At 58.1% G+C, this 23,240-nt stretch carries 26 protein-coding genes; 15 read left to right on the plus strand and 11 right to left on the minus strand.

The window, feature by feature from the left end; all coding sequences use genetic code 11:
- Window positions 1–33 precede the first annotated feature (33 nt).
- The 5 genes from BM352_RS10875 to BM352_RS10895 all read left to right on the plus strand — a co-directional run bounded on the left by BM352_RS10875 (window position 34) and on the right by BM352_RS10895 (window position 4,462).
- Window positions 34–720 (plus strand): hypothetical protein, encoded by a 687-nt coding sequence (locus tag BM352_RS10875; protein ID WP_090216651.1) that lies wholly within the window; start codon window positions 34–36, stop codon window positions 718–720.
- Window positions 721–728: 8 nt separating this feature from the next.
- On the plus strand, window positions 729–1,979 hold the full coding sequence (locus BM352_RS10880; RefSeq protein ID WP_090216654.1) for a vWA domain-containing protein: 1,251 nt from the start codon (window positions 729–731) through the stop codon (window positions 1,977–1,979).
- A 65-nt stretch (window positions 1,980–2,044) separates the two neighbouring features.
- Window positions 2,045–2,509, plus strand: coding sequence for a DUF1203 domain-containing protein (locus tag BM352_RS10885; RefSeq protein ID WP_090216657.1), 465 nt, complete (start codon window positions 2,045–2,047; stop codon window positions 2,507–2,509).
- Window positions 2,499–3,464, plus strand: a complete 966-nt coding sequence (locus BM352_RS10890) for an XdhC family protein (protein WP_090216659.1) — start codon at window positions 2,499–2,501, stop codon at window positions 3,462–3,464. Before BM352_RS10885 ends, BM352_RS10890 begins: the two co-directional genes overlap by 11 nt.
- Window positions 3,464–4,462, plus strand: a complete 999-nt coding sequence (locus BM352_RS10895) for a molybdopterin-binding protein (RefSeq protein ID WP_090216661.1) — start codon at window positions 3,464–3,466, stop codon at window positions 4,460–4,462. Before BM352_RS10890 ends, BM352_RS10895 begins: the two co-directional genes overlap by 1 nt.
- A 64-nt stretch (window positions 4,463–4,526) precedes the next feature.
- On the opposite strand, the gene infC is transcribed toward BM352_RS10895, so the two are convergent.
- Window positions 4,527–5,042: a translation initiation factor IF-3 gene (infC, locus tag BM352_RS10900; protein ID WP_245780975.1), complete on the minus strand. Its 516-nt coding sequence runs from the start codon at window positions 5,040–5,042 to the stop codon at window positions 4,527–4,529.
- Window positions 5,043–5,274: 232 nt separating this feature from the next.
- Between infC and BM352_RS10905 the strand changes: the two genes are divergently transcribed.
- Complete coding sequence (locus tag BM352_RS10905; protein WP_090216665.1) at window positions 5,275–6,216, plus strand: hypothetical protein; 942 nt, start codon at window positions 5,275–5,277, stop codon at window positions 6,214–6,216.
- 105 nt (window positions 6,217–6,321) lie between these two features.
- Here BM352_RS10905 and BM352_RS10910 read toward each other — a convergent pair whose 3' ends face one another.
- The 6 genes from BM352_RS10910 to cysG form a co-directional block, all read right to left on the minus strand.
- Window positions 6,322–7,167 (minus strand): ferredoxin--NADP reductase, encoded by an 846-nt coding sequence (locus BM352_RS10910; protein ID WP_090216667.1) that lies wholly within the window; start codon window positions 7,165–7,167, stop codon window positions 6,322–6,324.
- Between the two features lie 73 nt (window positions 7,168–7,240).
- On the minus strand, window positions 7,241–7,654 hold the full coding sequence (locus BM352_RS10915; protein WP_090216670.1) for a DUF934 domain-containing protein: 414 nt from the start codon (window positions 7,652–7,654) through the stop codon (window positions 7,241–7,243).
- Entirely contained in the window at window positions 7,651–8,391 is a 741-nt protein-coding gene (locus BM352_RS10920) for a phosphoadenylyl-sulfate reductase (RefSeq protein ID WP_090216672.1), read from the minus strand. Before BM352_RS10920 ends, BM352_RS10915 begins: the two co-directional genes overlap by 4 nt.
- Window positions 8,381–10,045 carry a nitrite/sulfite reductase gene (locus tag BM352_RS10925; protein ID WP_090216673.1) on the minus strand — a complete coding sequence of 555 codons (1,665 nt, stop codon included), beginning with the start codon at window positions 10,043–10,045 and terminating at the stop codon, window positions 8,381–8,383. The genes BM352_RS10920 and BM352_RS10925 overlap by 11 nt, the downstream gene beginning before the upstream one ends.
- Window positions 10,045–10,347, minus strand: coding sequence for a DUF2849 domain-containing protein (locus BM352_RS10930; protein ID WP_090216675.1), 303 nt, complete (start codon window positions 10,345–10,347; stop codon window positions 10,045–10,047). Before BM352_RS10930 ends, BM352_RS10925 begins: the two co-directional genes overlap by 1 nt.
- A complete protein-coding gene (gene cysG, locus BM352_RS10935) occupies window positions 10,344–11,723 on the minus strand; it encodes a siroheme synthase CysG (RefSeq protein ID WP_090216677.1) in 1,380 nt (459 codons plus the stop codon). Before cysG ends, BM352_RS10930 begins: the two co-directional genes overlap by 4 nt.
- A 138-nt stretch (window positions 11,724–11,861) precedes the next feature.
- On the opposite strand from cysG, the gene BM352_RS10940 reads away from it, so the two are divergent.
- Entirely contained in the window at window positions 11,862–12,323 is a 462-nt protein-coding gene (locus BM352_RS10940) for an Lrp/AsnC family transcriptional regulator (RefSeq protein WP_090216679.1), read from the plus strand.
- Here BM352_RS10940 and BM352_RS10945 read toward each other — a convergent pair.
- Entirely contained in the window at window positions 12,320–12,772 is a 453-nt protein-coding gene (locus BM352_RS10945) for a hypothetical protein (protein ID WP_090216681.1), read from the minus strand. The two genes, BM352_RS10940 and BM352_RS10945, sit on opposite strands and share 4 nt — an antisense overlap.
- 87 nt (window positions 12,773–12,859) lie before the next feature.
- Window positions 12,860–14,233, minus strand: coding sequence for a M20/M25/M40 family metallo-hydrolase (locus BM352_RS10950; RefSeq protein WP_090216683.1), 1,374 nt, complete (start codon window positions 14,231–14,233; stop codon window positions 12,860–12,862).
- A gap of 179 nt (window positions 14,234–14,412) precedes the next feature.
- Here BM352_RS10950 and BM352_RS10955 point away from each other — a divergent pair, with 179 nt between their 5' ends.
- The 5 genes from BM352_RS10955 (at window position 14,413) to BM352_RS10975 (ending at window position 19,406) form a co-directional block, all read left to right on the plus strand.
- On the plus strand, window positions 14,413–15,000 hold the full coding sequence (locus BM352_RS10955) for a hypothetical protein (protein WP_090216684.1): 588 nt from the start codon (window positions 14,413–14,415) through the stop codon (window positions 14,998–15,000).
- Window positions 15,001–15,153: 153 nt separating this feature from the next.
- Window positions 15,154–16,377, plus strand: coding sequence for a 5-aminolevulinate synthase (gene hemA / locus BM352_RS10960; RefSeq protein ID WP_090216686.1), 1,224 nt, complete (start codon window positions 15,154–15,156; stop codon window positions 16,375–16,377).
- A gap of 117 nt (window positions 16,378–16,494) precedes the next feature.
- Window positions 16,495–17,709, plus strand: coding sequence for a helix-turn-helix domain-containing protein (locus BM352_RS10965; RefSeq protein WP_090216689.1), 1,215 nt, complete (start codon window positions 16,495–16,497; stop codon window positions 17,707–17,709).
- Between the two features lie 92 nt (window positions 17,710–17,801).
- Window positions 17,802–18,932: a flavodoxin-dependent (E)-4-hydroxy-3-methylbut-2-enyl-diphosphate synthase gene (gene ispG, locus BM352_RS10970; protein ID WP_090216691.1), complete on the plus strand. Its 1,131-nt coding sequence runs from the start codon at window positions 17,802–17,804 to the stop codon at window positions 18,930–18,932.
- A complete protein-coding gene (locus tag BM352_RS10975) occupies window positions 18,933–19,406 on the plus strand; it encodes a DUF1499 domain-containing protein (protein ID WP_090216693.1) in 474 nt (157 codons plus the stop codon).
- Here BM352_RS10975 and BM352_RS10980 read toward each other — a convergent pair.
- Window positions 19,396–19,629: a hypothetical protein gene (locus BM352_RS10980; RefSeq protein ID WP_090216696.1), complete on the minus strand. Its 234-nt coding sequence runs from the start codon at window positions 19,627–19,629 to the stop codon at window positions 19,396–19,398. The two genes, BM352_RS10975 and BM352_RS10980, sit on opposite strands and share 11 nt — an antisense overlap.
- A gap of 54 nt (window positions 19,630–19,683) precedes the next feature.
- On the opposite strand from BM352_RS10980, the gene prfA reads away from it, so the two are divergent.
- The 3 genes from prfA (at window position 19,684) to BM352_RS10995 (ending at window position 22,374) form a co-directional block, all read left to right on the plus strand.
- Complete coding sequence (gene prfA, locus BM352_RS10985) at window positions 19,684–20,736, plus strand: peptide chain release factor 1 (RefSeq protein ID WP_090216698.1); 1,053 nt, start codon at window positions 19,684–19,686, stop codon at window positions 20,734–20,736.
- A complete protein-coding gene (prmC, locus tag BM352_RS10990) occupies window positions 20,733–21,509 on the plus strand; it encodes a peptide chain release factor N(5)-glutamine methyltransferase (RefSeq protein ID WP_090216700.1) in 777 nt (258 codons plus the stop codon). Before prfA ends, prmC begins: the two co-directional genes overlap by 4 nt.
- 223 nt (window positions 21,510–21,732) lie before the next feature.
- Complete coding sequence (locus BM352_RS10995; RefSeq protein WP_090216703.1) at window positions 21,733–22,374, plus strand: DUF4167 domain-containing protein; 642 nt, start codon at window positions 21,733–21,735, stop codon at window positions 22,372–22,374.
- A gap of 22 nt (window positions 22,375–22,396) precedes the next feature.
- Here BM352_RS10995 and rsmA read toward each other — a convergent pair whose 3' ends face one another.
- Window positions 22,397–23,239, minus strand: coding sequence for a 16S rRNA (adenine(1518)-N(6)/adenine(1519)-N(6))-dimethyltransferase RsmA (gene rsmA, locus BM352_RS11000; RefSeq protein ID WP_090216705.1), 843 nt, complete (start codon window positions 23,237–23,239; stop codon window positions 22,397–22,399).
- Window position 23,240 lies beyond the last annotated feature (1 nt).

Below are 23,240 nucleotides of genomic sequence, written 5' to 3' on the forward strand. Positions count from 1 at the left end.
GTAAGCTGGCAGCATATTTGAACGGGAGGGCCCATGAGTTTCGAAACCCTCGACAGCACGAAATTGATAATTTTGATGATTGCAGGCGCTGTTTTTGCAGGCGTCGGCCTTTACCTGCTTTTGCGTCCCAAACCAGAAGGTGCCGCGAAGATCGAGCTTTTCGGGCTCAAATTCGAAAGCTCCTCCGCAGGTCTTCTTGTATTCTTGGTCGGCGCCGCCTTCATGTCGCTCCCGCTGTTCGTGAAGGAAAAGATTGAACCAAATGTGCCGATTGCGGTTGTGCCGAACGCGCCATCCAGCCCTAGGGCTCCAAGCAATCAGCCTGCTGAGACGCAACCTGCCAATCCAATTGTTATAGCTGACGGTGCGATGATTGAAGAGGTGGAGCCGAACGACGGGGCGTTCGAAGCGAACGCACTTGCGTTGGGACAGCGTGCGAAAGGCACTGTGATCAAGGACAAGCCGGACTGGTTTGTGATCTTAGTGCCCGACGGAGGCATTGTCGGTGATCAAGTCATGTTGAAGCATGTGCGCGGATACGAAGTCCGCTTGGAGCTATATAACGCCCGTGAGGAGCATAAGGGCTGGATCAAGACCTCGGAAGGGGCCAAGTATCTTGAGATTAAATCTGACTTTGAAGATCGGATATATTTGAAGGTGCACTCGGTCTATCCAGTCAATACGAGCGACTATGAAGTCGCAGTGGTCCCTTCGGATTGATTGGACAGATGGCTGAATTCCCACCCCTAGAAATTCCCGACAGCGGCAAGTTGTCTGACAACATCACATGGTTCGCCCGCGCGTTGCGTGCAGCGGGTATTCCTGTGGGGACAGGGCGTGTGATTGACGCCATCCGCGCGGTGGAGGCGTCGGGGTTTACCCGTAAGGCCGACTTTTTCTATGTGCTTCAGGCCTGCTTCGTGTCTCGGCCGGAACACCGTACGATCTTCTCCCAAGTCTTCCGGCTTTTCTGGCGAGACCCGCGTTATCTGGAACACATGATCGCAGCCCTCAGCCCAATGATCCGGGGCGTGCAGGAGGAGCAAAAGGCAAAGCCCGCCGAGAAGCGCGCGGCGGAGGCTTTGCTGGACGGTGTGAAACGCGACTTGCCGGAGGCGGAAGAGGAAAGCGAGGAGACCGAGATCGAGATCGACGCCTCCCGTACCATGTCCGGCGAGGAACGGCTGCGGTCGCTTGATTTTGAGCTGATGAGCAACGAAGAGATGGCTGCGGCGAAACGAATGCTCGCCAAGCTGACCTTGCCTGTTAGGCCGCTGGTCTCCCGCCGAACACGTCTCAATCCGAACGGCTCGCTGATTGACGGGCCTGCGACCCTACGCGCGGCGATGCGACAGGGCGGCGAAATGCAGAACTTCGCGCTGAAAGCCCGCCGCGAACGCTGGCCCAATCTGGTGACGCTTTGCGATATCTCGGGGTCGATGTCGCAATATTCCCGCGCGGTGCTGCATTTCTTGCATGCGGTCAGCAATGAAAAGGGCGCGGGATGGGCCAAAGTGCATGCGTTTACCTTTGGCACGCAACTCACCAACATCACCCGCCATTTGGCGACCCGCGACGTGGACGCGGCACTCGCTGCCGCAGGCGCGCAGGCGCAGGATTGGGAAGGTGGCACCAAGATCGGCACGTGCTTGCACCAGTTCAACCGCGACTGGTCGCGGCGCGTGATGGGAAGCGGCGCAGTTGTGTTGCTGATCACTGACGGGCTTGACCGCGACGATCCCGCCGCATTGGAGCATGAGATGAAGCGACTGCATCTCAGTGCCAAGAAGGTCATATGGTTAAACCCGCTTTTAAGGTGGGAGGAATTCGCTCCGAAAGCACGCGGCATCAAGGCGATGCTGCCCCATGTCGACAGCTTTCGCGCAGGCCACAACATTGCCGCACTGGAAGCGTTGGCCGAGGCGATCTCCCGACCCGATGATGCGGGCGAGAAAGCCCGCCTGATGGCGCTTCTTTAGCGCAAGAAGCGGGTCGATTCGATGATTGGTCAACGCCAGACTGGGCGCAGGAAAAGGAGAACCCCATGCGCTACACACCCTATGATCAAGCCTTCGTCGATGCCGTGCGGGCTGGCGGCCCTGATGCCAATGGGCAAAAGGCCGAAGTTTCCACAAGTGACGGCCACGGCTCGCCTTGCCGATGTTGCCTTGGCCAAGTGCCCGATGGCGCTTATATGCTGATTCTGGCCGCGCGCCCCTTCCCAGAGCCACAACCTTATGCCGAGCTGGGCCCGATTTTTCTATGTGCAGAGGCCTGTACGCCGTATGAAGGGGCAGGCGCACCGCCCATCTTGACCAGCTCCCCCGATTATTTGCTGAAAGCCTATTCCGCAGACAACCGTATCATCTACGGGACTGGCCAGATCACCTCCGCGGATCAGATCGAGGACTACGCCACGGCGCTTTTCGAGCGCGCAGATGTGGCCTACATTGATGCACGCTCTGCTCGAAATAACTGTTTTCTGACGAGGATATATCGTGACGACTGACCTCAACGACATCCCGGCCATCGCCCTAAAGTGGCACCGCGCGGGCACAGGTGCGGCCTTGGCGACAGTGGTCGAAACTTGGGGGTCTGCCCCGCGCCCCGTCGGCTCTCAGCTGGCGATCTCAGGGCATGGGGATATCATGGGCTCCGTGTCTGGCGGCTGTGTCGAGGGGGCCGTTGTGGTCGAGGCGATGGACGCCTTGGATGACGGCAAACCGCGCCTGCTGGAATACGGCGTGTCTGACGATGAGGCCTTCGCAGTCGGGCTGGCCTGTGGCGGCACGATCCGTGTGTTGGTGGAGCCGGTCGGGGCCGCGATTTCCGAAGATTTGTTGGCTCAACTCGTAGAGGCTCGCGCGGCGTCCACGCCGATTGCCTACACGGTCGACACGGAAAGCTGGGTGCGCGAATTGGTCGGGCCAGACTCATTTCCTGAGAGGTTCAAGTCTGACAAGTCTGGCTTCGAGGGCAGTCTTTTTGTTGCCATCCACAACCCCCCATTGCGGATGGCTGTGATCGGTGGCGTGCATATCGCCCAAAGCTTGCTGCCGATGGCGCGCGCCGCCGGATTTGCGCCGGTTCTGATTGACCCGCGCGAAGCCTTTGCCAGCGCGGAGCGGTTCCCGGAGACGACTCTGCTTCACGATTGGCCCGACGCCGCCCTTGATGCGGTCGGCATTGATGCCCGAACCGCTATTGTGACGCTGACCCATGACCCGAAGCTGGATGATCCAGCCATTCAGGCGGCATTGAGATCGAGCTGCTTTTACCTTGGTTGCCTTGGATCTACCCGAACGCATGCCAAACGCGTGGCGCGACTTGTCGAGGCCGGTTTTGACGAAGCACAGATCGCGCGCATTCATGCGCCGGTTGGCTTGAATATCGGCGCCAAGTCCCCCGCAGAAATCGCGGTAAGCATCATGGCGCAGATCATCCAGACATTGCGGCAAGGCTGATGGAGTTCGGCCCAGTTCCAACGCAGAACGCGCACGGTGCAATCCTCGCGCACTCCGTTCAGGTTGCGGGGCAGCGATTGCGCAAGGGCGTGATCCTGCAGCAGCCCCAAATCGACCAGCTTGTCGCGGCGGGGGAGTATGAAGTCACTGTTGCGCGGCTTGACGCTGAGGATGTGCATGAAGACGATGCGGCCTTGCGCCTCGCGCAGGCCTTGGTGCCGGACGAGGCGGCTGCGCATCTGACGCTTGGCCCCGTTGGCACAGGGCGTTGCAACATTTTCGCCTCCGCCCCTGGCGTGGTTGAGATTGATGCTGACGCAATCAATACGCTGAATGCGATCCACCCGATGATCACCGTTTCGACGGTGCCGCAACTTCATCGTATGGGGCAAGGTGGTATGGTGGCCACGGTGAAAATCATATCCTACGGCGTGCCCGAGCAAGCGCTGGAGAAGACGCAAGTCGCGGGTCGTTCGGCGTTGCGTCTGGCAGTCGCCAGTTTGCGACGCGCGAGTTTCATTGAAACGGTGCTCGCCTCGCCATTGGCCTCCAAAGGGGAGGCTGCCATTCGTGATCGGGTGGAAGCACTCGGGGCCGAGATGGACACCCCTATACAATGCGCCCATGACGTATCCGCATTGGCAGCAGCCCTGAAGCGAGCGGACGGGGATGTAATCTTGATACTCACGGCATCCGCCACCTCCGATCTGCGCGATACAGCGCCTGAAGCCGTCAGAAGAGCGGGCGGCTCGGTTGCTCATTTCGGGATGCCGGTTGATCCCGGAAACCTGCTCTTTATTGGCGAGCTTGGTGGTCGGCCGGTGATCGGAATGCCGGGATGCGCGCGCTCACCTGCTCTCAACGGTGCGGATTGGGTGCTGGAGCGGGTGATTTGCGGTGTTCAAGTGCGGCCCGAAGACATCATGGGCATGGGGGTCGGCGGGCTGCTAAAGGAAATTCCGACGCGCCCGCACCCGCGCAATCCAAAACGAAGCTAGATAAGAAAAAGCCCCGACGACCAGCGGGTCCTCGGGGCTCTCAAAATCAAACAAATCGGATAGATCAGGCTTTCATCGGGCCGATCAGCATGATCATTTGGCGACCTTCCATCTTGGGGAAGTTCTCGACCTTGCCTTTGCCTTCGATGTCGTCAGCAACGCGTTCCAGAAGTTCGCGACCAAGGTTAAGGTGAGCCATCTCGCGACCACGGAAACGCAAGGTGACTTTCACCTTATCTCCGTTTTCCAGAAACTTGAAAACATTGCGCATTTTCACATCATAGTCATTGGTATCCGTATTCGGACGAAACTTGACCTCTTTAATCTCGATGATCTTTTGCTTCTTGCGGGCCTCGGCCTCTTTCTTCTGGGTTTCGTACTTATACTTGCCGAAATCCATGATCTTGCAAACAGGCGGGCTGGCGTTTGGCGATATCTCGACGAGGTCAAGCCCGGCTTCTTCTGCCATGGCCATTGCTCGGGCGGGCGTGACTACGCCCACGTTTTCGCCTTCTGCGCCAATAAGGCGAATTTCATCAGAGCGGATGCGGTCGTTGACGCGCGGTCCGGTTTCACGCACGGGTGGCGCATTGTGTGGTCTGCGGGCTATGGCCTGAAGTCCTTCTTTTGTTACAGGTGTTTCGAGTTGCCAAAATAGAGGGCCGCAGCCCGTCCTACAAGTCGGTTTTCCGCCCATTTCGCCAAGACGGGGAAAAACAGTGGTGAAATCCCGTTGTAACCGACAACTCTATGGCATAGCTCACCGCAGCAAGCGGGGCGTTCCCCGCGCAAACATAGGGACTATTAGAAATATGCAACGTGGAATTATTGTCATTGTGGTGCTCGCGCTGCTCGGGCTGGGCGGATATGCTTGGATGAACAAGGACGGCGACGCCATGGACGCTGTCAAAGAGGCAGCCGGTGACGCCACAACTGCTGTTGAAGGTGCCGTGGAAGCCACCACTGAAGCCGCATCCGAGGCTGCCGAAGCCGCCAGCGACACCGTGACCGAAACTGTTGAAGGTGCATCTGAAGCTGCTGCGGAAGCAGCCGACGCAGCGTCCGACGCTGTTGAGGGTGCCGTCGAGGGCGCAACCGAAGCTGCTGCAGATGCTGTGAACGCTGTTGAGGGCGCTGCGGAAGGTGCTGCAGAAGCCGCTGGCGAAGCAGTCGAAGCTGCGACCGACGCTGCTTCGGACGCTGCCAACGCTGTTGCTGATACCGCAGCCGAGGCCACAGAGGCCGCAACTGACGCTGTATCTGACGCTGCTGAGTCAACCACCGAAGCTGCCAACGAAGCTGCAACAGCAACATCCGACGCCGTCGAAGCAACCACTGACGCTGCAAGCGACGCTGCAAACACCGCCGCGGACACCGCTGCTGAAGCAACCGAAGCTGCGACCGATGCGGCTGCCGATACTGCGAACGCTGTCGCTGACACCGCATCTGACGCTGCGAACGCAACCGCTGATGCTGCTAGCGACGCAACCGACGCTGTTGCCGATACGACCGCAGAAGCAACCGACGCGGTGACCGGCACTGAAGCCGCTACCGACACCGGCTCAATGGCTGGTATGTCCGATCTGCTGACAGTTGACGGTTTCAACTACGACAAGGTGGTTGAAATGGTTGATAGCTCTGATCTGGGCGCCTTGACCAAGACCACACTGAAAACCGGTCTGAACCAAGCCAAAGACAACCCTGAAATGCTGTCTGGCGTTCTCGACAACATCAAAGCGGCAATGGGTATGTAATCCTTGCCGTAATGTCTGATCCCTGCTTGGGGCCAGACGTTACCTAAAAAAAACGCCGCGTGGGATCATCCGACGCGGCGTATTTTATTTATGCTGTAGAGCGGTTTAGCCAACAAAGGCCTTTTCGACAACGTAGTGCTTTGGATCGCTATTGGCACCTTCTTCCAGCCCGAAACCTTCGAAGATTTCCTTAAGATCCATGTTCAGCCCGATGGAGCCGCAGACCATCGCGCGGTCCGTCTCTGGGGTCATCGGTGGCACACCCAAATCCGCGAACAGCTCACCGGAGCGCAGCTTGTCCGTGACGCGGCCCATCTTGGGGCTCTCTTCTCGCGTTGTCGTCGGGTAGTAGACCAGCTTCTTGAGGTTGTCCTCGCCGATCAGCTCGCCCAGCAACTCGTCACTGCGGATTTCTTCGATCAGTTGGCGACCATATTCCAGCTCCGCCACTTCGCGGCAGGTGTGGGTGATGATCACTTCGTCATAGTCTTCGTAAGTCTGCGGGTCGCGTAGCAGGGAGGCGAAAGGCGCGAAGCCCGTGCCGGTGGCGAAGAACCACAACCGTTTGCCAGGCAGCAGCGCATCATGGACCAGCGTGCCAACGGGTTTCGGGCGCAGGATGATCTCGTCGCCGACTTTGATGTGCTGCAACTTCGAGGTCAGCGGCCCGTCTTGCACCTTGATGGAGTAGAACTCCAACTCTTCATCCCAGCTAGGGGACGCTATGGAATACGCACGCAGCAATGGTTTTTGCTTGCCTGACACGGGATCGGGGTCACCCATGAGGCCAATCATCACGAACTCACCGGAGCGGAAGCGCAACGATGCGGGACGGGTGACGCGGAAAGAGAACAGGCGGTCCGTCCAGTGCTTCACCTCGGTGACGGTTTGCGCGTCTGGCAAGGTTGGAACGGCTTTTACAGGAGCATTCATTGCAGTTACTTCATTCATGGCATTTGTCCGGCGAGGCATAACACCTCACCGGCCTTTCTAGAACTCTTGTGTCAGTTTTTAAATGGGACGTTCAGCCGCGCAGCCGCGCCTGATAGTTATGGGCTTTCCAATCGGCCCGTGCGAGCCATTGGGCTTCCGGTTGGCGAGCGGCAAGATCATCGTCGATCTCTACCTCGTCAAAGCCCGAACGCCGCGCCATGGCGTATTGGTCCGCGATGACGTGGCCGCGCGCGCGCAGGCGCCCGATGAACCCCATAAGCCGCAACCGGCGTGCGATGGTGAACCCGCGACCGTCGGCAGAGCTTGGAAAGTCCACGCGGATCATCTTGATCTTGTCGAGACGCGGAGCCAGATCGGCGATGTCTGCATCAGACGGAACGTCAATGCAGCACGGCGTATCGTTGGCGGGCAGGGCGGCTAGATCGGTAAATCCTTGCTGCCACGTGTCCGCGGCGAAGCCTGTGTCGGTGATGATCACGCTCATGCTGCGTCCCTTTTTCTAACGATTTTCCCATCCACGATGTGAATGCCGCATTCGGTTTTGTCTTGGCCCCGCCAGCGACCCGCGCGCGGGTCCTCTCCGGGTTTGGTTTTCGTGGTGCACGGCGCGCATCCAATTGAAGCGAACCCGCGGGCTACCAACGGATGACGCGGCAAGCGATTGTTAGTGATGTAATCCTGAATATCTTGCAGCGTAAAATGAGCCAAAGGATTGATCTTGATCCTGTTTTGCTCATCGGCTTCAAAGAATTCTAGCGTTGCGCGTGCGCCGCCCTGAACCCGCTTGCGACCTGTGATCCAAGCGTCAAACCCGCTAAGGGCGTGCTCTAAGGGTTCGGTCTTGCGCATGGCGCAGCACGCGTCGGGGTCGCGGCGATACAGGAGCGCCTCGGGGTCTTGGTCCAACAGCTTGGCGCGGTCGGGACCGATGACCCGCACGTTAAGGCCTAGGCTCTCTGCCAGATCTTTCTGGTAGGTTTTTGTTTCAGGAAAGAGCATCTCCGTGTCGAGGAATATGACCGGTACACTTCGATCAAGCGTCGACAACAGGTGTAAAAGCACGACTGATTCCGCGCCGAAAGAGCTGACCAGCGCGGTGCTGCCGACCTGTGGATCGGTTAAGGCATGGCGCAGCACATCAACGGCCGCGTGGTTGCGGTAGCGGGCGTTTAGCTCTGCTGCACGCTCGGATGCGGGGGCGAGGGGGGCTTCAAGCGGCATTGGCTTTCGCCTCCGGATAAAGGGCAGCCTTAAACGGCGCCATGCCAAGGCGGCGATAGGCGTCGATGAACCGTTCTTGTGCATCAGCGCGATGCGCAAGGTAGGCCTCGATCAGCCGCTCGATGGCGGGCACGATCTCGTCATAGGCAAAGCCCGGACCGGCCCGCTCGCCCACGGCAGCGGTTTCGGTGTGGTCGCCACCCAAAGTGATCTGGTAGTTCTCCACACCCGCGCGGTCGAGCCCGAGGATGCCGATATGACCCACATGGTGGTGCCCGCAGGCGTTGATGCAGCCGGAGATTTTGATCTTCAGATCGCCGATTTCATGCTCCAGCTTCAGCTCGTCAAAGCGGATCGCGATTTGCTGTGCAACAGGAATTGAACGGGCCGTCGCCAGCGCGCAGTAGTCCATACCGGGGCATGCGATAATGTCGGAGATTTTGCCGATATTCGCGGTCGCCAGCTCAACAGCCTTCAGTCGAGCGTGGATTGCTGGAAGGTTCGATTTGTGCACGTGAGGCAAGATTACATTCTGCTCATGGCTGATACGAAGTTCGTTATGTGCAAACTCACGAGCGATGGCAGCCATTTCCCGCATCTGTTCAGAGGTCGCGTCACCCGGTGTTTGGCCGTGCTTCTTGATAGAGATCGACACGATAGAATACTCGTCATTCTTATGCGCGGTCAGGTTGGTATCGGCCCAGGAGCGGAACACAGGATCTGTGTGGTAGGCATCCTTGAACGCAGCGACTGAACCGGTCTTGAAGTCTGGCAAAGCGAACTGTGCCTCAATGCCTTTCAGCATGTCTTGGTCAACGCCACCGAATTGCGGTTTCAGCAAAGCGAAACGCTCTTCCACCAAGTCGCGAATGGTCTCGATGCCGTTCTCATGCACAGTGATCTTGATGCGCGCTTTGTACTTGTTGTCGCGGCGACCCAGCAGGTTGTAGACGCTGACAATCGCCTCGCAATAGGGCAGCAGGTCTGCCTTGGGCAGGAAGTCGCGCAGCACCTTGCCGATCATCGGTGTGCGGCCCAAGCCACCGCCAACAACGATCTCGTAGCCTTCAATCCCGTCACGGGACAGCAAGCGAATGCCGATGTCATGTGCCTTGATGACGGCACGGTCATTGGCAGAGCCCGTAACGGCCAGTTTGAATTTTCGCGGCAGGAACTGAAACTCGGGGTGATCTGTAGACCATTGGCGCAGCAATTCGGCGGTCGGACGTGGGTCCGCCACTTCATCTTTGGCGGCACCTGCGAAATGGTCGGCAGTGACGTTACGGATGGTGTTGCCTGACGTCTGGATGGCGTGCATGCCAACCTCGCCCAACGCGTCCAGCATGTCGGGCACGTCTTTCAGCTTTGGCCAGTTGTATTGGATGTTCTGACGCGTGGTGAAATGGCCGTAGCCCTTGTCCCACTTGTCAGCGATATCCGCCAGCACGTCCATTTGGCCTGCATTCAGCGTGCCATACGGGATTGCTACACGGAGCATGTAAGCATGAAGTTGCAAATAAAGGCCATTCATCAGACGCAGCGGTTTGAACTCGTCTTCGGTCAAAGACCCGTCGATGCGGCGTTCCACCTGGGCGCGGAATTGAGCGTTGCGTTCTGCGAGGAAGTCGCGGTCGAAGTCATTGTATTGATACATTAAACCAGATCCGCCTGTTTGCCGTGGTTGTAATTGGATGGGCCGCGTGTGCGGAATTCTTCGCGAAAATGTGTGGGCTGTGGCACGCCATCTTTCAGCGCGATGTCAGCGAGATAGACGCCGACAACCGTATTGACCTTGGACGCGCCATCGAGGAGGCGCAGCTCTGCATGGGCTTCGTCTTCGATAATCTCAGCGTCACTCAGGTCGCGCGACCAAGCGTCGTCGGCGGTCAGGTAGACAACGTCACCTTCCAGTAAGGCATTAGCTGTGACGACTTTGGGGGTAAACGGCTTGCTCATATCGCGGCCTCCATTTCGTGATGTTGTGCGGCGACCAGCGCCGCGCGTGGGGCAAGGCCAAGAAAGACCAGCGCAGGGCCGGTCAGGTTGGCGTGTGTCAAAGTTGGCTCCAGCTCGCCCAAGGTGGTGGCGAGGATGCGTTGCTCCGGGCGGGAGGCGTTTTCAATCACCGTCACCTGCGTCAGCGGGTCAGCGCCGTGCATCAACAGGCGGCCTTGGATGAAGCGGGCAGATTTTTTGCCCATGTAGATCGCGGCAACCTCTCCTTCGCTGGCCAGCGTTTTCCAGTCATGGTCCGCGAAGCCCTTTGTGTCATGTCCGGTAATAAAGCGGACGCCGGAGTTGCGGCCACGTTTGGTGAAGCTCTGACCAAGGGCGGCCACCGCAGCAGATGCCGACGTGATGCCCGGAATGATGGTCCATGCGATGCCGGACGCGTCGCAGGCGTCGATCTCCTCATCCAGACGCCCGAACACGGTTGGGTCGCCCGATTTCAGGCGGACCACATGGGCGCCGCTACGCGCGTGGCTGACGATCATTTCGTTGATGGCGTCTTGTGTGACAGATGGGCCGAACCCTTCTTTGCCGGCGGACAGCATCACAGCTTCGCGGCGGGCGAGTTCCAAGATTTCTGGGGCGACAAGACGATCATAGATCACCACATCGGCCTCATCGAGCGCTTTGCGGGCCTTCAGCGTCAACAATTCAGGGTCTCCCGGTCCAGCGCCGACCAAATCGACACGGCCCTCTTTGGGCTTTGCGGTGAGGTGCTTGTCCAGCAACGCTTCGAGCGACGATGAGGCGTCCGTCTCGGACGCCACGCCTTGCGCATAGTAGTCCGCCCAAAACTCGCGGCGCTTGACGCCAAAGGGCAAAGCTTCTGCACGTGCTCGGAAGGCTTTGCCCATGCGGGCCATAAGGCCAAGGCGCGGCGACAGGCGCTCTTCGATATCTTTCTTAATCGCGCGAGCCAAAACCGGCGCTGCACCTTCCGTCCCAATCGCGACGACCACGGGGTCGCGATCCACCATGGCGGGTGTGATGAACTGGCTGTCCTCTAGATTGTCGACGATGTTCACCAAAGCACCGTCGCGGTGGGCCAGTTCGGCGACACGCGCATCTTCGGCGTCGTCTTCATTGGCAGCATAGAACAAGCGGGCGCAGAGTGCGTCGCCAGGCTCCATTGCGCGGCGGATCAAAGTCAGGCGGCCGTCTTGTGCCCATTGGGCAATTTCAGGCGCGGCGTCTTCGGTCACGACAACAAGCTTGGCTTCAGTCTTCAACAGAAGGCGCAGTTTGGCCAAGGCTGCTTCGCCGCCGCCAGATACGACAACGCGGCGACCTTCCAGGGCCATAAAGATTGGAAAATGCTTCATAAGAGCCGTCCTTGGGTTTCTTGCTCCTATAAATAGAAAAATTTCCCAAGACATGCTATCCATTCACGCAAATAAGGAATAACGTTCGTCTGTAAAGAATTTTCGGAACGGTTGTTCCTTTGATGGAGGTAAACGCGAATGGCAGCTCAGATCGATGCGATGGATAGGAATATCCTTGCGCAACTGCAAGAGGACGCCTCACAAAGTCTTGATGAAATTGCCCGTAAAACTGGCTCTTCCAAGACGCCTGTTTGGAACAGAATCAAGAAGCTACGTGCCGCTGGAGTGATCCGGCAGGACACCGTGGTGCTTGATCCTGAGAAGCTGGGGCTGGAAGCATGTTTCTTCGTTTTGATCCGTACATCCGAGCATGAGAGCGACTGGCAGGACAAATTCTTGAAAGCACTGCAAGCGCGGCCAGAGGTGCTGGAGGCGCATCGCCTTGCGGGCGACATTGACTACATTTTGAAGGTCAGGGTCGCCAACGCTCGCGCTTATGATGAATTCTATCAGGCCTTGATCTCAGAAGTCCGAATTTTCAACGTCACAGCCCTTTTGTCGATGGAGGAGATCAAATCCACAACCGCGTTGCCACTCTAGCTCGCAAGGGCCCGGTCAGCTACTGCGCGTCGACTGTTAAACTCAGGCAAGCCGTTTGGTGTGGCTTCGGCCTCGGGGCCAACTTGGGCCCGACCGGCCACACAGGCAAAAGCGAACTGCCCGATGAGATCAGGGGGCAAATCCGGACTGATGATGCTGACAAGGCTTGGCAAGAGTTCGTAGAGCTCTTCCACACCCGCGTCGGTTCGATTGCTTAACAGCACTGTTTTGACGAATGGCGCGCGTTTTTCCGCAGAAAGCGCGACGCCGTGCGTGAGTTGCCCGTGAACGCGCTCTTCCATCGCCACAAGGTCGAAGACACACGCCCTGACATGGGCCGTTGCCATCAACACGCTTTCGCATTGCGCGACCTGAAAACCGCGCTTGATTAAGACGGCTGACAGACGCAACTGCGTCGCGGGATCGTCCGACAGAACGAGAGCTTGCATGTAGGATCCTCTGGGTCATGGCGACTAAGCCAGACCGTAGGAGGCGATCCCTGAAAAAAACCTTAAATCCAGACGTACTTTTTTGCCCTATTTGGACATTGCATCCAAAATGCGGACCCAAGACCGGATGCCTTTATGAAAGCTCTCCAGGTCGTATTTTTCGTTCGGTGAGTGGATTTGATCGTCATCCTTGCCAAATCCAATCAGCATGGCGTCCATACCAAGAATATCCTTGAAATGGCCCGCAATAGGGATTGATCCGCCGCAGCCTACAAACGCTGCAGGATTGGGCCATTCGTCGGACAACGCCGCGCGGGCCTGCTCAAAAGCAGGGTGATCGGTGGACATCTCGGACGCCGAACCTGCACCATGGCCTTTGAACTCTACGGTGCAATCATCTGGCAGTTGAGCTTCGACAAAAGCGCGGAAGCTTTCACGCAGCTTTAGAGGGTCTTGGCCCGGCACCAGTCGAAACGAAATCTTGGCGCTGGCGACCGAGGGCAGGACCGTTTTGAAACCGTCGCCCTGATACCCGCCGGAAATGCCGTTGACCTCGCAGGTTGGGCGGGACCAGATCATCTCCAGACCTGTTCTTTTGTCCTCACCTGCAGGAATGCCAAGGCCGACTTCGCCCAGAAACTGACTGCTGTCGAAACCCAGGTCGGTCCATTGCTGCGCGATATCAGCGGGGAGTTCTTCCACACCGTCATAGAAACCGGGCACCATGATCTGGCCGGAGGAATCGTGGAGACTGGCAATGATCTTGGCCAGCACACGGATGGGGTTGCGCGCGATACCGCCATACATGCCGGAATGCAGGTCTTTGTTGGGCCCTGTTATCGTAAGCTCTTCACCCAGCAGTCCGCGCAAGCGTGTGACGATGGCGGGCGTGGCCTCCCCGAAAAGTCCGGTGTCGCAGATCAGGGCGATGTCGGCTTTCAGCTCGTCGGCGTTTTCTTGCATGAATGGGACGAGTGACGGCGAGCCGCTTTCTTCCTCCCCCTCAAAGAACAATGAGATTTTGGCAGGCAGAGCCCCGTGAACCACTTGCCATGCGCGGCACGCCTCCACGAAGGTCATGAGCTGGCCCTTGTCGTCGGAAGAGCCGCGGCCACGGATCACTGGACCATTTTCTGTCTCTTCCAAACGGGGCTCGAAAGGCGGGTTGCTCCAAAGTGATAGGGGGTCAACAGGTTGTACGTCATAATGGCCGTAGAACATCACATGGGGGCCGTCGCCCTCGCCATGTGCCACGACCATTGGATGGCCGGGTGTGGGACGCTTAGACACGTCAAAGCCGATGCTCTGTAGATCATCCACCAGCCAGTCGGCGGCGGCATCGCAATCCCCTTTATAGGCAGGATCCGTCGAGATCGACGGAATGCGGAGCAGCTCCAAAAGTCTGGCGACAGCAGATTCCAAATCTCCGTCGACCTGATCCAATACGGCGTTCAGTGTCATGATTATTCAGCCCCCATGCTGATTTATGTGCCGTATAGGTTAACAGCCGCGGCACCGCTGTCCAGCAACTAGCGGAGTTCAAGCACAGTAACGAAACAATCGCATTTCACCCTTGAGACTGACGCCGAATTGACGCGTAATGAAGAGCAACAATAAGCTATATCTTGGGGGTACCTTGCATGTTTCACACTCTGCGTTGCGGCGTGGCCGCGTTTGCGTTGGCGAGTTTGGCCATGCCGCTTGCTGCTGAGTCGCTCAAGTTCAAGGATGCGCGCAAGGCGTTGCCGAAAGGGAACCGCACCGAAGCGGTTTTGCCGGACACGACCTTTTTAGATGCCAAGCAACAAGCTATCGTTCTGACCCTGAAAGACACCATACCCTATTACGGCGCGTTAGCCCTTTCGCCTGACGAGGGTCTATTTGTCGAATGGCTGAATGCCGCGGGCCAACACCACAGTCTGGACGCAGCGCGCAAGGTCGCACTCAAGCACTGTGACGCGAACCGGAAGAAAGCGTCAGCCAAATGTGTGGTGGTGCTGGAAGTGTCACCCAAGGGCGCGAAAGCTGATGCTGCTCTGAGCCTTTCGGCCGAAGCTGCTGACACATTGCGTGGCGAATATCGCAAACTCAAGTCACCTAAAGCGTTCGCCATTTCGCAAGAGCAGGGCACCTTTGGCTTTGCAGGCGGTGACGGGGCGAGGGCGTTGGATGCCTGTGCCAAGGCAGGGGGTGGGGCCAAGGATTGCAGGGTCGTGGTGGCCGATTAGAGCCGACACTTGCGTTGCTGATCGGGGGCGACTGTCGCCCATAAGAACCTGACTTTTTCTTGGGGCGGCAAATTGTAGCCTATTCGTGAATGCATATTTTCGTTAAACGCGTTAAAACTGTTCTAATGCCACAGCGAAAAGGCTGCCAAACCTGTGACTTACGACTCTGCGCTAGATACCGCCCTGCAACGCCTCCACGACGAAGGCCGCTATAGAACCTTCATCGATGTCGAGCGCGCGCGCGGCAATTTTCCGCACGCGGTTTGGACCAAGCCGGACGGAACAACGCAAGACGTGACCATCTGGTGCGGCAACGATTATCTGGGTATGGGGCAGCACCCCGTTGTTTTGGCAGCAATGCACGAGGCAATTGATGCAACGGGCGCGGGTTCCGGTGGGACGCGCAACATTTCCGGCACGACAGTATATCACAAGCGTCTGGAGGCCGAGCTTGCCGATCTGCACGGCAAGGAAGCAGCGCTGCTGTTTACATCTGCCTACGTCGCGAATGACGCAACTCTGTCTACGTTGCCGAAACTCTTCCCTGGTTTGGTGATCCTCAGCGACAATCTAAACCACGCTTCAATGATCGAAGGCATCCGCCGCAATGGCGGGGCCAAGCGCATTTTCAAGCACAACGATCTTGACGATCTGCGCGCTCAACTGGAGGCGGTTCCGGCGAACCTGCCAAAGCTGATCGCGTTTGAAAGCGTCTATTCGATGGATGGCGATTTTGGCCCAATCGAAGCCATTCTGGATTTGGCCGACGAATACAACGCCTTGACCTATATCGATGAAGTTCACGCGGTGGGAATGTATGGCCCTCGCGGTGCAGGCGTGGCGGAGCGAGACGGGCTTATGGGCCGGATCGACATCATCAACGGCACCTTGGCGAAAGCCTACGGTGTGATGGGCGGTTACATCGCCGCATCCGCGAAAATGTGCGATGCCATAAGGTCTTACGCGCCGGGCTTCATCTTCACCACATCGCTGCCACCAGCCGTGGCAGCGGGTGCTGCGGCCTCGGTAGCTCATTTGAAGACTGATACAGCGCTGCGCAAGAAGCACCAAGACGGCGCTGCGGCTTTGAAGCTGCGCTTGAAAGGCTTGGGCTTGCCGCTGATCGACCACGGATCGCATATTGTGCCGGTTCACGTAGGTGACCCCGTAAAATGCAAAATGATCTCGGACAGATTGCTGGATGATTTCGGCATTTACGTCCAGCCAATCAACTTCCCGACAGTCCCGCGTGGCACTGAGCGGTTGCGGTTCACCCCGTCGCCGGTTCACGGTCCTGACCAAGTGGATGCGCTTGTCCATGCACTGGACGAACTGTGGTCGCATTGTGCGCTGAATCGCGCCGAATTGGCCGGTTAACACTTTTTCTGCACTGCAACAGGCGACCGCGATGTGCTAACGTCACGACAACGCGGCGGTGTGGGGACGAATCGATGCCGCGTTATTGTGATAACAGATAACAGCGGGCAGACGCGTATGTTGGGGCGATCCAAACAGCCCAAATCGGAAAAGACCGACTCGGTTCGGGGGTTCGATGCGTTCGAAATGCGCCTCGGCGACATGATGCGTGGCGAGCGTGCTACGCTTGGCAAATCCCTGCTCGACGTCCAGCGCGAACTGAAAATCAAAGCCACCTACATCGCAGCTGTCGAAAATTCCGATCCGTCTGTTTTCGAGACCCCTGGGTTTATCGCAGGCTACGTACGGTCCTATTCGCGCTATTTGGGAATGGATCCCGATTGGGCGTTTGAGCGGTTCTGTCAGGAAAGTGGCTTTGCTGGGGTTGAGGGGCTTTCCGGCAACTCTGCCACCTCTCGCAAAGAGGCCAAGACCCGCACCAAAGCCGTTGGCGAAGAAGCGATCATGCGCCCTGTGGCGCCCTATGCGCCCTCTGGCGAAAGTATCTTTTCACGGATCGAACCGGGCGCAATCGGTTCAATAGCGGTTCTTTTTGGCCTGATTGGTCTGATTGGCTTCGGCGGGTACTCGGTTTTGCAGGAAATCCAGCGAGTCGAATTTGCACCAGTGGACCAATCCCCAAGTCTGTCGAGCGATGTCGCGTCTCTTGCGCCTGCGTCTGCAGCACCGGGGCAGAACGAGCTGGCCACGGGTTTTGTGGCCCCTGCGCCCGACGCGTTGGATCGTTTGTATCGCCCACAAGCGCTGGAGGCGCCCGTGCTGACGGCACGGGATGGGCCGATCGCAGCATTAGATCCAAATTCTATTGGTGCGTTGGTTGATGGGCCGGATCACCGCCTCGCGGCTGCGGCTCTTAGTCTAACTGCAAATGATGCGCCCGTGCCCGCAACTCCTCAGGTTTTGGCCGAAAGCGCGCCTGACGTGATGCTCTTTGCCACTCGCCCGGCGTGGATCCGGATTTCGAATGCCGACGGAACCGTCTTGTTCGAAAAAGTGCTCGATTCCGGCGAGACCTATGTTTTGCCGCAAACCGACGAGACACCGATCCTGCGCGCTGGCAATTCCGGCTCCTTGTTCTTCAATGTGAAGGGGCAAACCTACGGGCCAGCGGGTCCCGGCACGTCCGTGGCGAAGAACGTGGCCCTCGGGGTTGAGGCGATTACAGAGAATTACGCCGTGGCCGATACTACGGATCCATTGTTGTCCGAGACGCTGACCGCGATGGCATCTACCCCCATCGTTGTCGACCCAACAGCACCAGCAACAGAGTAGCGGCCGGATTTATCCGGCCCACACGTTGCGACCCCTATGCATGGGGGCTATATCACCAGACAACAGCGGTAATACTATAAGGCTTGCAGCCCATGTCCTCCCTCCATTCTATTCGCCCGTGGCGCCAAATCGACCGCCGTAAATCCCGCCAGATCATGGTCGGCAATGTGCCGGTTGGTGGGGATGCGCCGATCACTGTGCAAACGATGACCAACACCGATAGCTCGGACGTCGCGGCGACAGTTGGGCAAATTCAGGCTTGCGTAGATGCGGGCGTCGATATCGTGCGGGTGTCTACACCTGACGAAAGCTCAACCAAGGCACTGCGCGAAATCGTTAAGGAAAGCCCTGTGCCGATCGTGGCCGACATTCACTTTCATTATAAGCGCGCCATTGAAGCGGCAGAGGCTGGCGCCGCCTGCCTCAGGATCAATCCCGGCAATATCGGCGATGCGTCCCGTGTGCGCGAAGTGATAAAGGCCGCGAAAGATCACGGCTGTTCCATCCGGATCGGCGTGAACGCCGGCAGCCTAGAAAAGCATCTGCTTGATAAATATGCAGAACCTTGCCCCGAAGCGATGATCGAAAGTGGCTTGGATCACATCCGTATCCTGCAAGATAATGACTTCCACGAATTCAAGATCAGCTGCAAGGCGTCAGACGTTTTCCTTGCTGCCGCCGCATACCAAGGCTTGGCCGAAGCGACCGATGCACCAATCCACCTTGGCATCACCGAGGCGGGCGGGCTGACCTCTGGCACGATTAAATCCGCCATTGGTTTGGGCAACCTGCTTTGGAGCGGCATCGGCGACACCATACGGGTGTCCTTGTCAGCCGATCCGGTGGAAGAGGTCAAAGTCGGCTATGAAATTCTAAAATCTCTGGGTCTTCGCCACCGTGGCGTGAATATCATCTCTTGCCCGTCCTGCGCACGGCAAGGCTTTGACGTGATCAAAACGGTTGAGGCGTTGGAGAAACGTCTGGAGCATATCAAAACGCCGATGAGCCTCAGCATCATCGGCTGTGTGGTCAATGGTCCGGGCGAGGCGCTGATGACAGATGTGGGGTTCACCGGCGGCGGGGCAGGGTCCGGCATGGTTTATCTTGCAGGCAAGCAAAGTCACAAGCTGAGCAATGACCAGATGGTTGACCACATCGTGGAGCAAGTCGAGAAGCGCGCCAGCGTGATCGAAGCGAAGATGGCGGCTGAGGCGGCAGAATAAATGATTAAGTACATTCTGCTGGGTCTGATTGTCGTATTGGTGATTGGCGCGACTTTGGTTCGTATGACCCCAATAGCCGCGACAGATTACCAATTCGAAGACATCCAACCCTTGATGACGCAGGGCGAGAATGGCCGCTTTAGCGTGGGGCAGGACGCGGACCTTCCGTCGCCGGTATTTCGCGATGAAAGCCCACAACAAGTCGCCGCAAGGCTCAAAGATATCATAGAGGCAACGCCGCGCACGACGTTGCTGGCTGGCTGGCTTTCCGAAGATCAGCCGCAATCGGTTTACCGTGCGAGCTATGTCACGAGGTCAGGCATCTGGGGCTTTCCAGATGTAACATCGGTTAAAATTGAGGCGACGAATGCTGGGACAAGTGTTTCTATGCATGGACGGCTGGTTTATGGCAAATACGACTTTGGCGTGAACGAAGCCCGCGTGCGCGATTGGCTAGGCCAGCTTACCCAGTAACGCAGCTGCTACCGGTCTCGCGCCACATCGGCACGTTCAGCGCCATCTCGCAGCGGGCCATGAAGATGCGTCCGCCGACGCTCAAGCAGCGTTGTTCCCCAAGCTCCACTCGGCTGCCGGCCTTGTCGGTGCAGTAGCATTCGACGGTTTTGCCCGACGGGGAAGTGACGTCCGCGCTAATTGGAAGAGCCAGCACGATGAAAGCCAAAGCATATTTCCACATGGGTCTTAAATTAGCACACTTGACCCCACACCTCCAAATGTTCATCTACGACGCATGGTTCCATTGGACAGACTTCAGCAAATCACCGAACGGTTTGAGTATCTTGAGGCGCGGCTCGCCTCCGGGGATACGGAGGATTTCGCTGCGCTTTCGCGCGAGTATTCGGAACTGAAGCCCGTTGCGGATGAAGTCGCGGCCTATGTTCAGCTGGTCAATGGAATAGACGAGGCGCGCGCGATGATGTCCGATCCCGAAATGCGGGAGCTGGCACAAGAGGAATTGCCGACCCTTGAGGCACAGCTGCCAGAGGCGGAAAGCTCGATCAAGTTGGCATTGCTGCCGCGTGATGCTGCCGACGCCCGCCCCGCGATGCTTGAAATTCGCCCTGGAACAGGGGGCGACGAAGCCTCGCTGTTCGCTGGCGATCTGCTCAACATGTACCGCCGCTATTCCGAGGCGCGCGGATGGACGTTTGACCTGATCGAGTATCAGGAAAGCGAGCTGGGCGGCGTCAAAGCGGTGACAGCGCATATTAAAGGGCAAAACGTCTTTGCCCGCCTGAAATTTGAAAGCGGCGTTCACCGCGTGCAACGCGTGCCAGTGACGGAAAGCGGGGGACGGGTTCACACCTCCGCTGCAACTGTCGCGGTGCTCCCAGAGGCCGAAGAGGTCGACATCGACATTCCGGCCACGGATATCCGCATCGACACCATGCGCGCGTCAGGGGCAGGGGGACAGCACGTTAACACGACAGACTCCGCCGTGCGCATTACCCACATCCCGACGGGGATCATTGTGGTCAGCGCCGAGAAATCCCAGCACCGCAACCGCGAAATCGCAATGCAAGTGCTGCGGGCGCGACTTTACGACCTTGAGCGCCAGAAACTCGACGACGAACGCTCCGCCGCGCGCAAAAGCCAGATCGGGACGGGCGACAGGTCCGAACGGATCAGGACTTACAACTTCCCACAGGGGCGCATGTCTGATCACCGGATAAACCTGACGCTCTACAAACTAGACCAGATCATGCAGGGCGACCTTGATGAAATCATCGACGCGCTGACGGCTGACGCGCAAGCGCAGATGTTGGCCGAACAGGGCCTATGAGCGATCCGCTTGCGACGGCGACCGTGCGGCTGCACGAGGCAGGTATCCCCGATCCCGTCAACGAGGCGCGCAAGCTGGACGCGCTGGCAACTGAGCAGGGGGCGGACCTTGCCGATTTGGTTGCGCGACGTATTACCTTTGAGCCGTTTTCGCATATCGCCGGTCGTCGTGCCTTTTGGAACCATGACTTTTTCGTCTCTTCCGATGTGCTGGATCCGCGGCCGGACACCGAAACTCTGGTCGAGGTGGCACTGAGCCTGCCGTTTGATACTGTGCTGGACTTAGGGACAGGCTCGGGCTGCATCCTGTGCTCGATATTGGCTGAACGGCCCTCAACCATGGGTACTGGGACTGACATCTCGACCGCGGCCCTACAAGTTGCGCAGCGCAACGCCGATGCGACGGGGGTGGCAGATCGAGCGCTTTTGATCGAAAGCGATTGGTTCGCCGCAGTCAAAGGCCAGTTTGACCTGATTGTCTCCAACCCGCCTTACATTACCGAGGATGCTTATGCAGAACTGCATCCCACGGTTCAGCGGTTTGAGCCGCGTATCGCTCTGACCCCCGGCGGGGACGGGTTGGCATCTTACCGTGTAATTGCGGCTGAGGGTCCAAAGTATCTGTCTCCAGATGGCTACGCGGTGGTGGAAATCGGCTACGATCAAGGGGCCAGCGTACAGTCCATGTTCCGCACGCATGGCTGGCGAAACGTGGCCTGCATCCCAGACCTCAACGGTAAGGACCGCGTCATCCGTGCCAAAGCGCCGCAATAGCCCTGAAAACAGGGCGAATACCCGCCTTATCCCACAGAATCAGCTTGCAAATGACTTGTTTGGCTGCTTTTGTCTTTCGCAGTAGGACGCAGGCGTTTCAGGCGCCCCCTACGCTTAAGCCCAAAATAAGGTCTCAATCCTAATGTCATGGGGACGCCGCGAGCTAAGAAGCGGTCAGGATTGATAACAAGACCAAAGCGCTAACGGCTGGAACCCAAAACTCATGAGATCATCGAAGTCCCGCTCGCGCGGAAAGAGCCGCAATAACAACAACAACCGCTCTGGCGTTAATGTCGTCAACCGAGTGTTCGACAGCTCTGGCCCTGAGGGCAAGGTGCGTGGCACGCCGCAACAGATCATCGAAAAGTATCAGCAGCTACACCGCGATGCTCAACTGTCGAATGACCGCGTCGCTGCGGAAAACTTCGCCCAACATGCAGAGCACTATGCTCGTATGCTTGGCGAGGCGATGAAAGAGCAGGAGGCCCGCCGCGAAGCGCAAGAGGCCCAGCAGCAGGCGCAGCGCGAACAACAGCAAAAGCGCGATCAGAACCAAGGCCAGAACTCCGGCCAAAGTCACAACCGCGACCAGTCGCGAGATCGCAAGGAAGACCAGCAGCCGGACGTTTCGGTGGATGATATGTCCCCCGCAGCCCTTGCCGCAGAGGCCGAAGCGCGTGCAGCAGGTAAGCAGCCGGACGTTATTGACCTGTCCGAAGGTGGCGATAACGGCGACAGCGGTTTGGTAGAGACCGTTGAGGCGGCACCTAAACCAGCGCGCAAGCCACGCTCCCGCAAGCCTAAGGCGACGCCGAGTGACGCCGCCGACGCAACGCCCGAGGACGAAGCCCCAGCGGCAGAATAGTGTCTTTTCGCAAAGCGGGCTGTTAGCGCCGCGCCATTTCCCGTGCCAAGGCACAGAACGCTTCCAGTGATACCTGCTCCGCCCGCTCAGTGGGCGGAATGCCCGCCGCGCGCAGTCGGTCCTCGATATCAGGCGAAAGCGCCTTGAGGGCCGCCCGCAGCATTTTCCGACGTTGGTTGAAAGCCGCCCCAACCACCCGTGACAGCGTGGCCGCGTCGGCTTCAAAACGAGGCTTCTCCAGTGCTGTCAAATGCACCACGGCAGAGTGGACCTTAGGTGCAGGAACAAACGCCTCTGGTGGCAGTTCCATAACGATCCGCGCATCTGCACGCCATTGCGCCAACAAGGCCAGACGTCCGTATTTCTTTGTACCAGGCGCTGCAACGATCCGTTCAGCGACCTCGCGCTGGAACATCAGCGTCAGGCTTTGCCAGAAGGGCGGCCACTCTTTCGGGGTGAGCCAGCGCACAAGCAATTCCGTACCGACATTGTAGGGCAGGTTGGCCGCAACGCGGATCGGTGGGGTCAAATGCTCCAAAGGATTGATTTCTAGCGCGTCGCCTTCGATCACGTGCAACTTACCGGGATAAGCCGCCGAAATCTCTGCCAAAGCAGGCAAGCAACGGGGGTCTTTTTCAACTGCGAGCACCCGTCGCGCGCCTTCAGCCAAAAGGCCACGGGTCAGGCCGCCGGGGCCGGGACCGACCTCCAACACATCACACCCCGATAAATCTCCGGCCTGTCGCGCGATCTTTGCGGTGAGGTTCAGGTCAAGCAGGAAGTTCTGCCCAAGGCTTTTCTTGGCCGACAGCTCATAGGTGCGGATTACGTCCGAGAGCGGCGGGAGGCCGTCAATCTGTGCCATA

Source organism: Litoreibacter janthinus (assembly GCF_900111945.1).
Classification (GTDB): domain Bacteria; phylum Pseudomonadota; class Alphaproteobacteria; order Rhodobacterales; family Rhodobacteraceae; genus Litoreibacter; species Litoreibacter janthinus.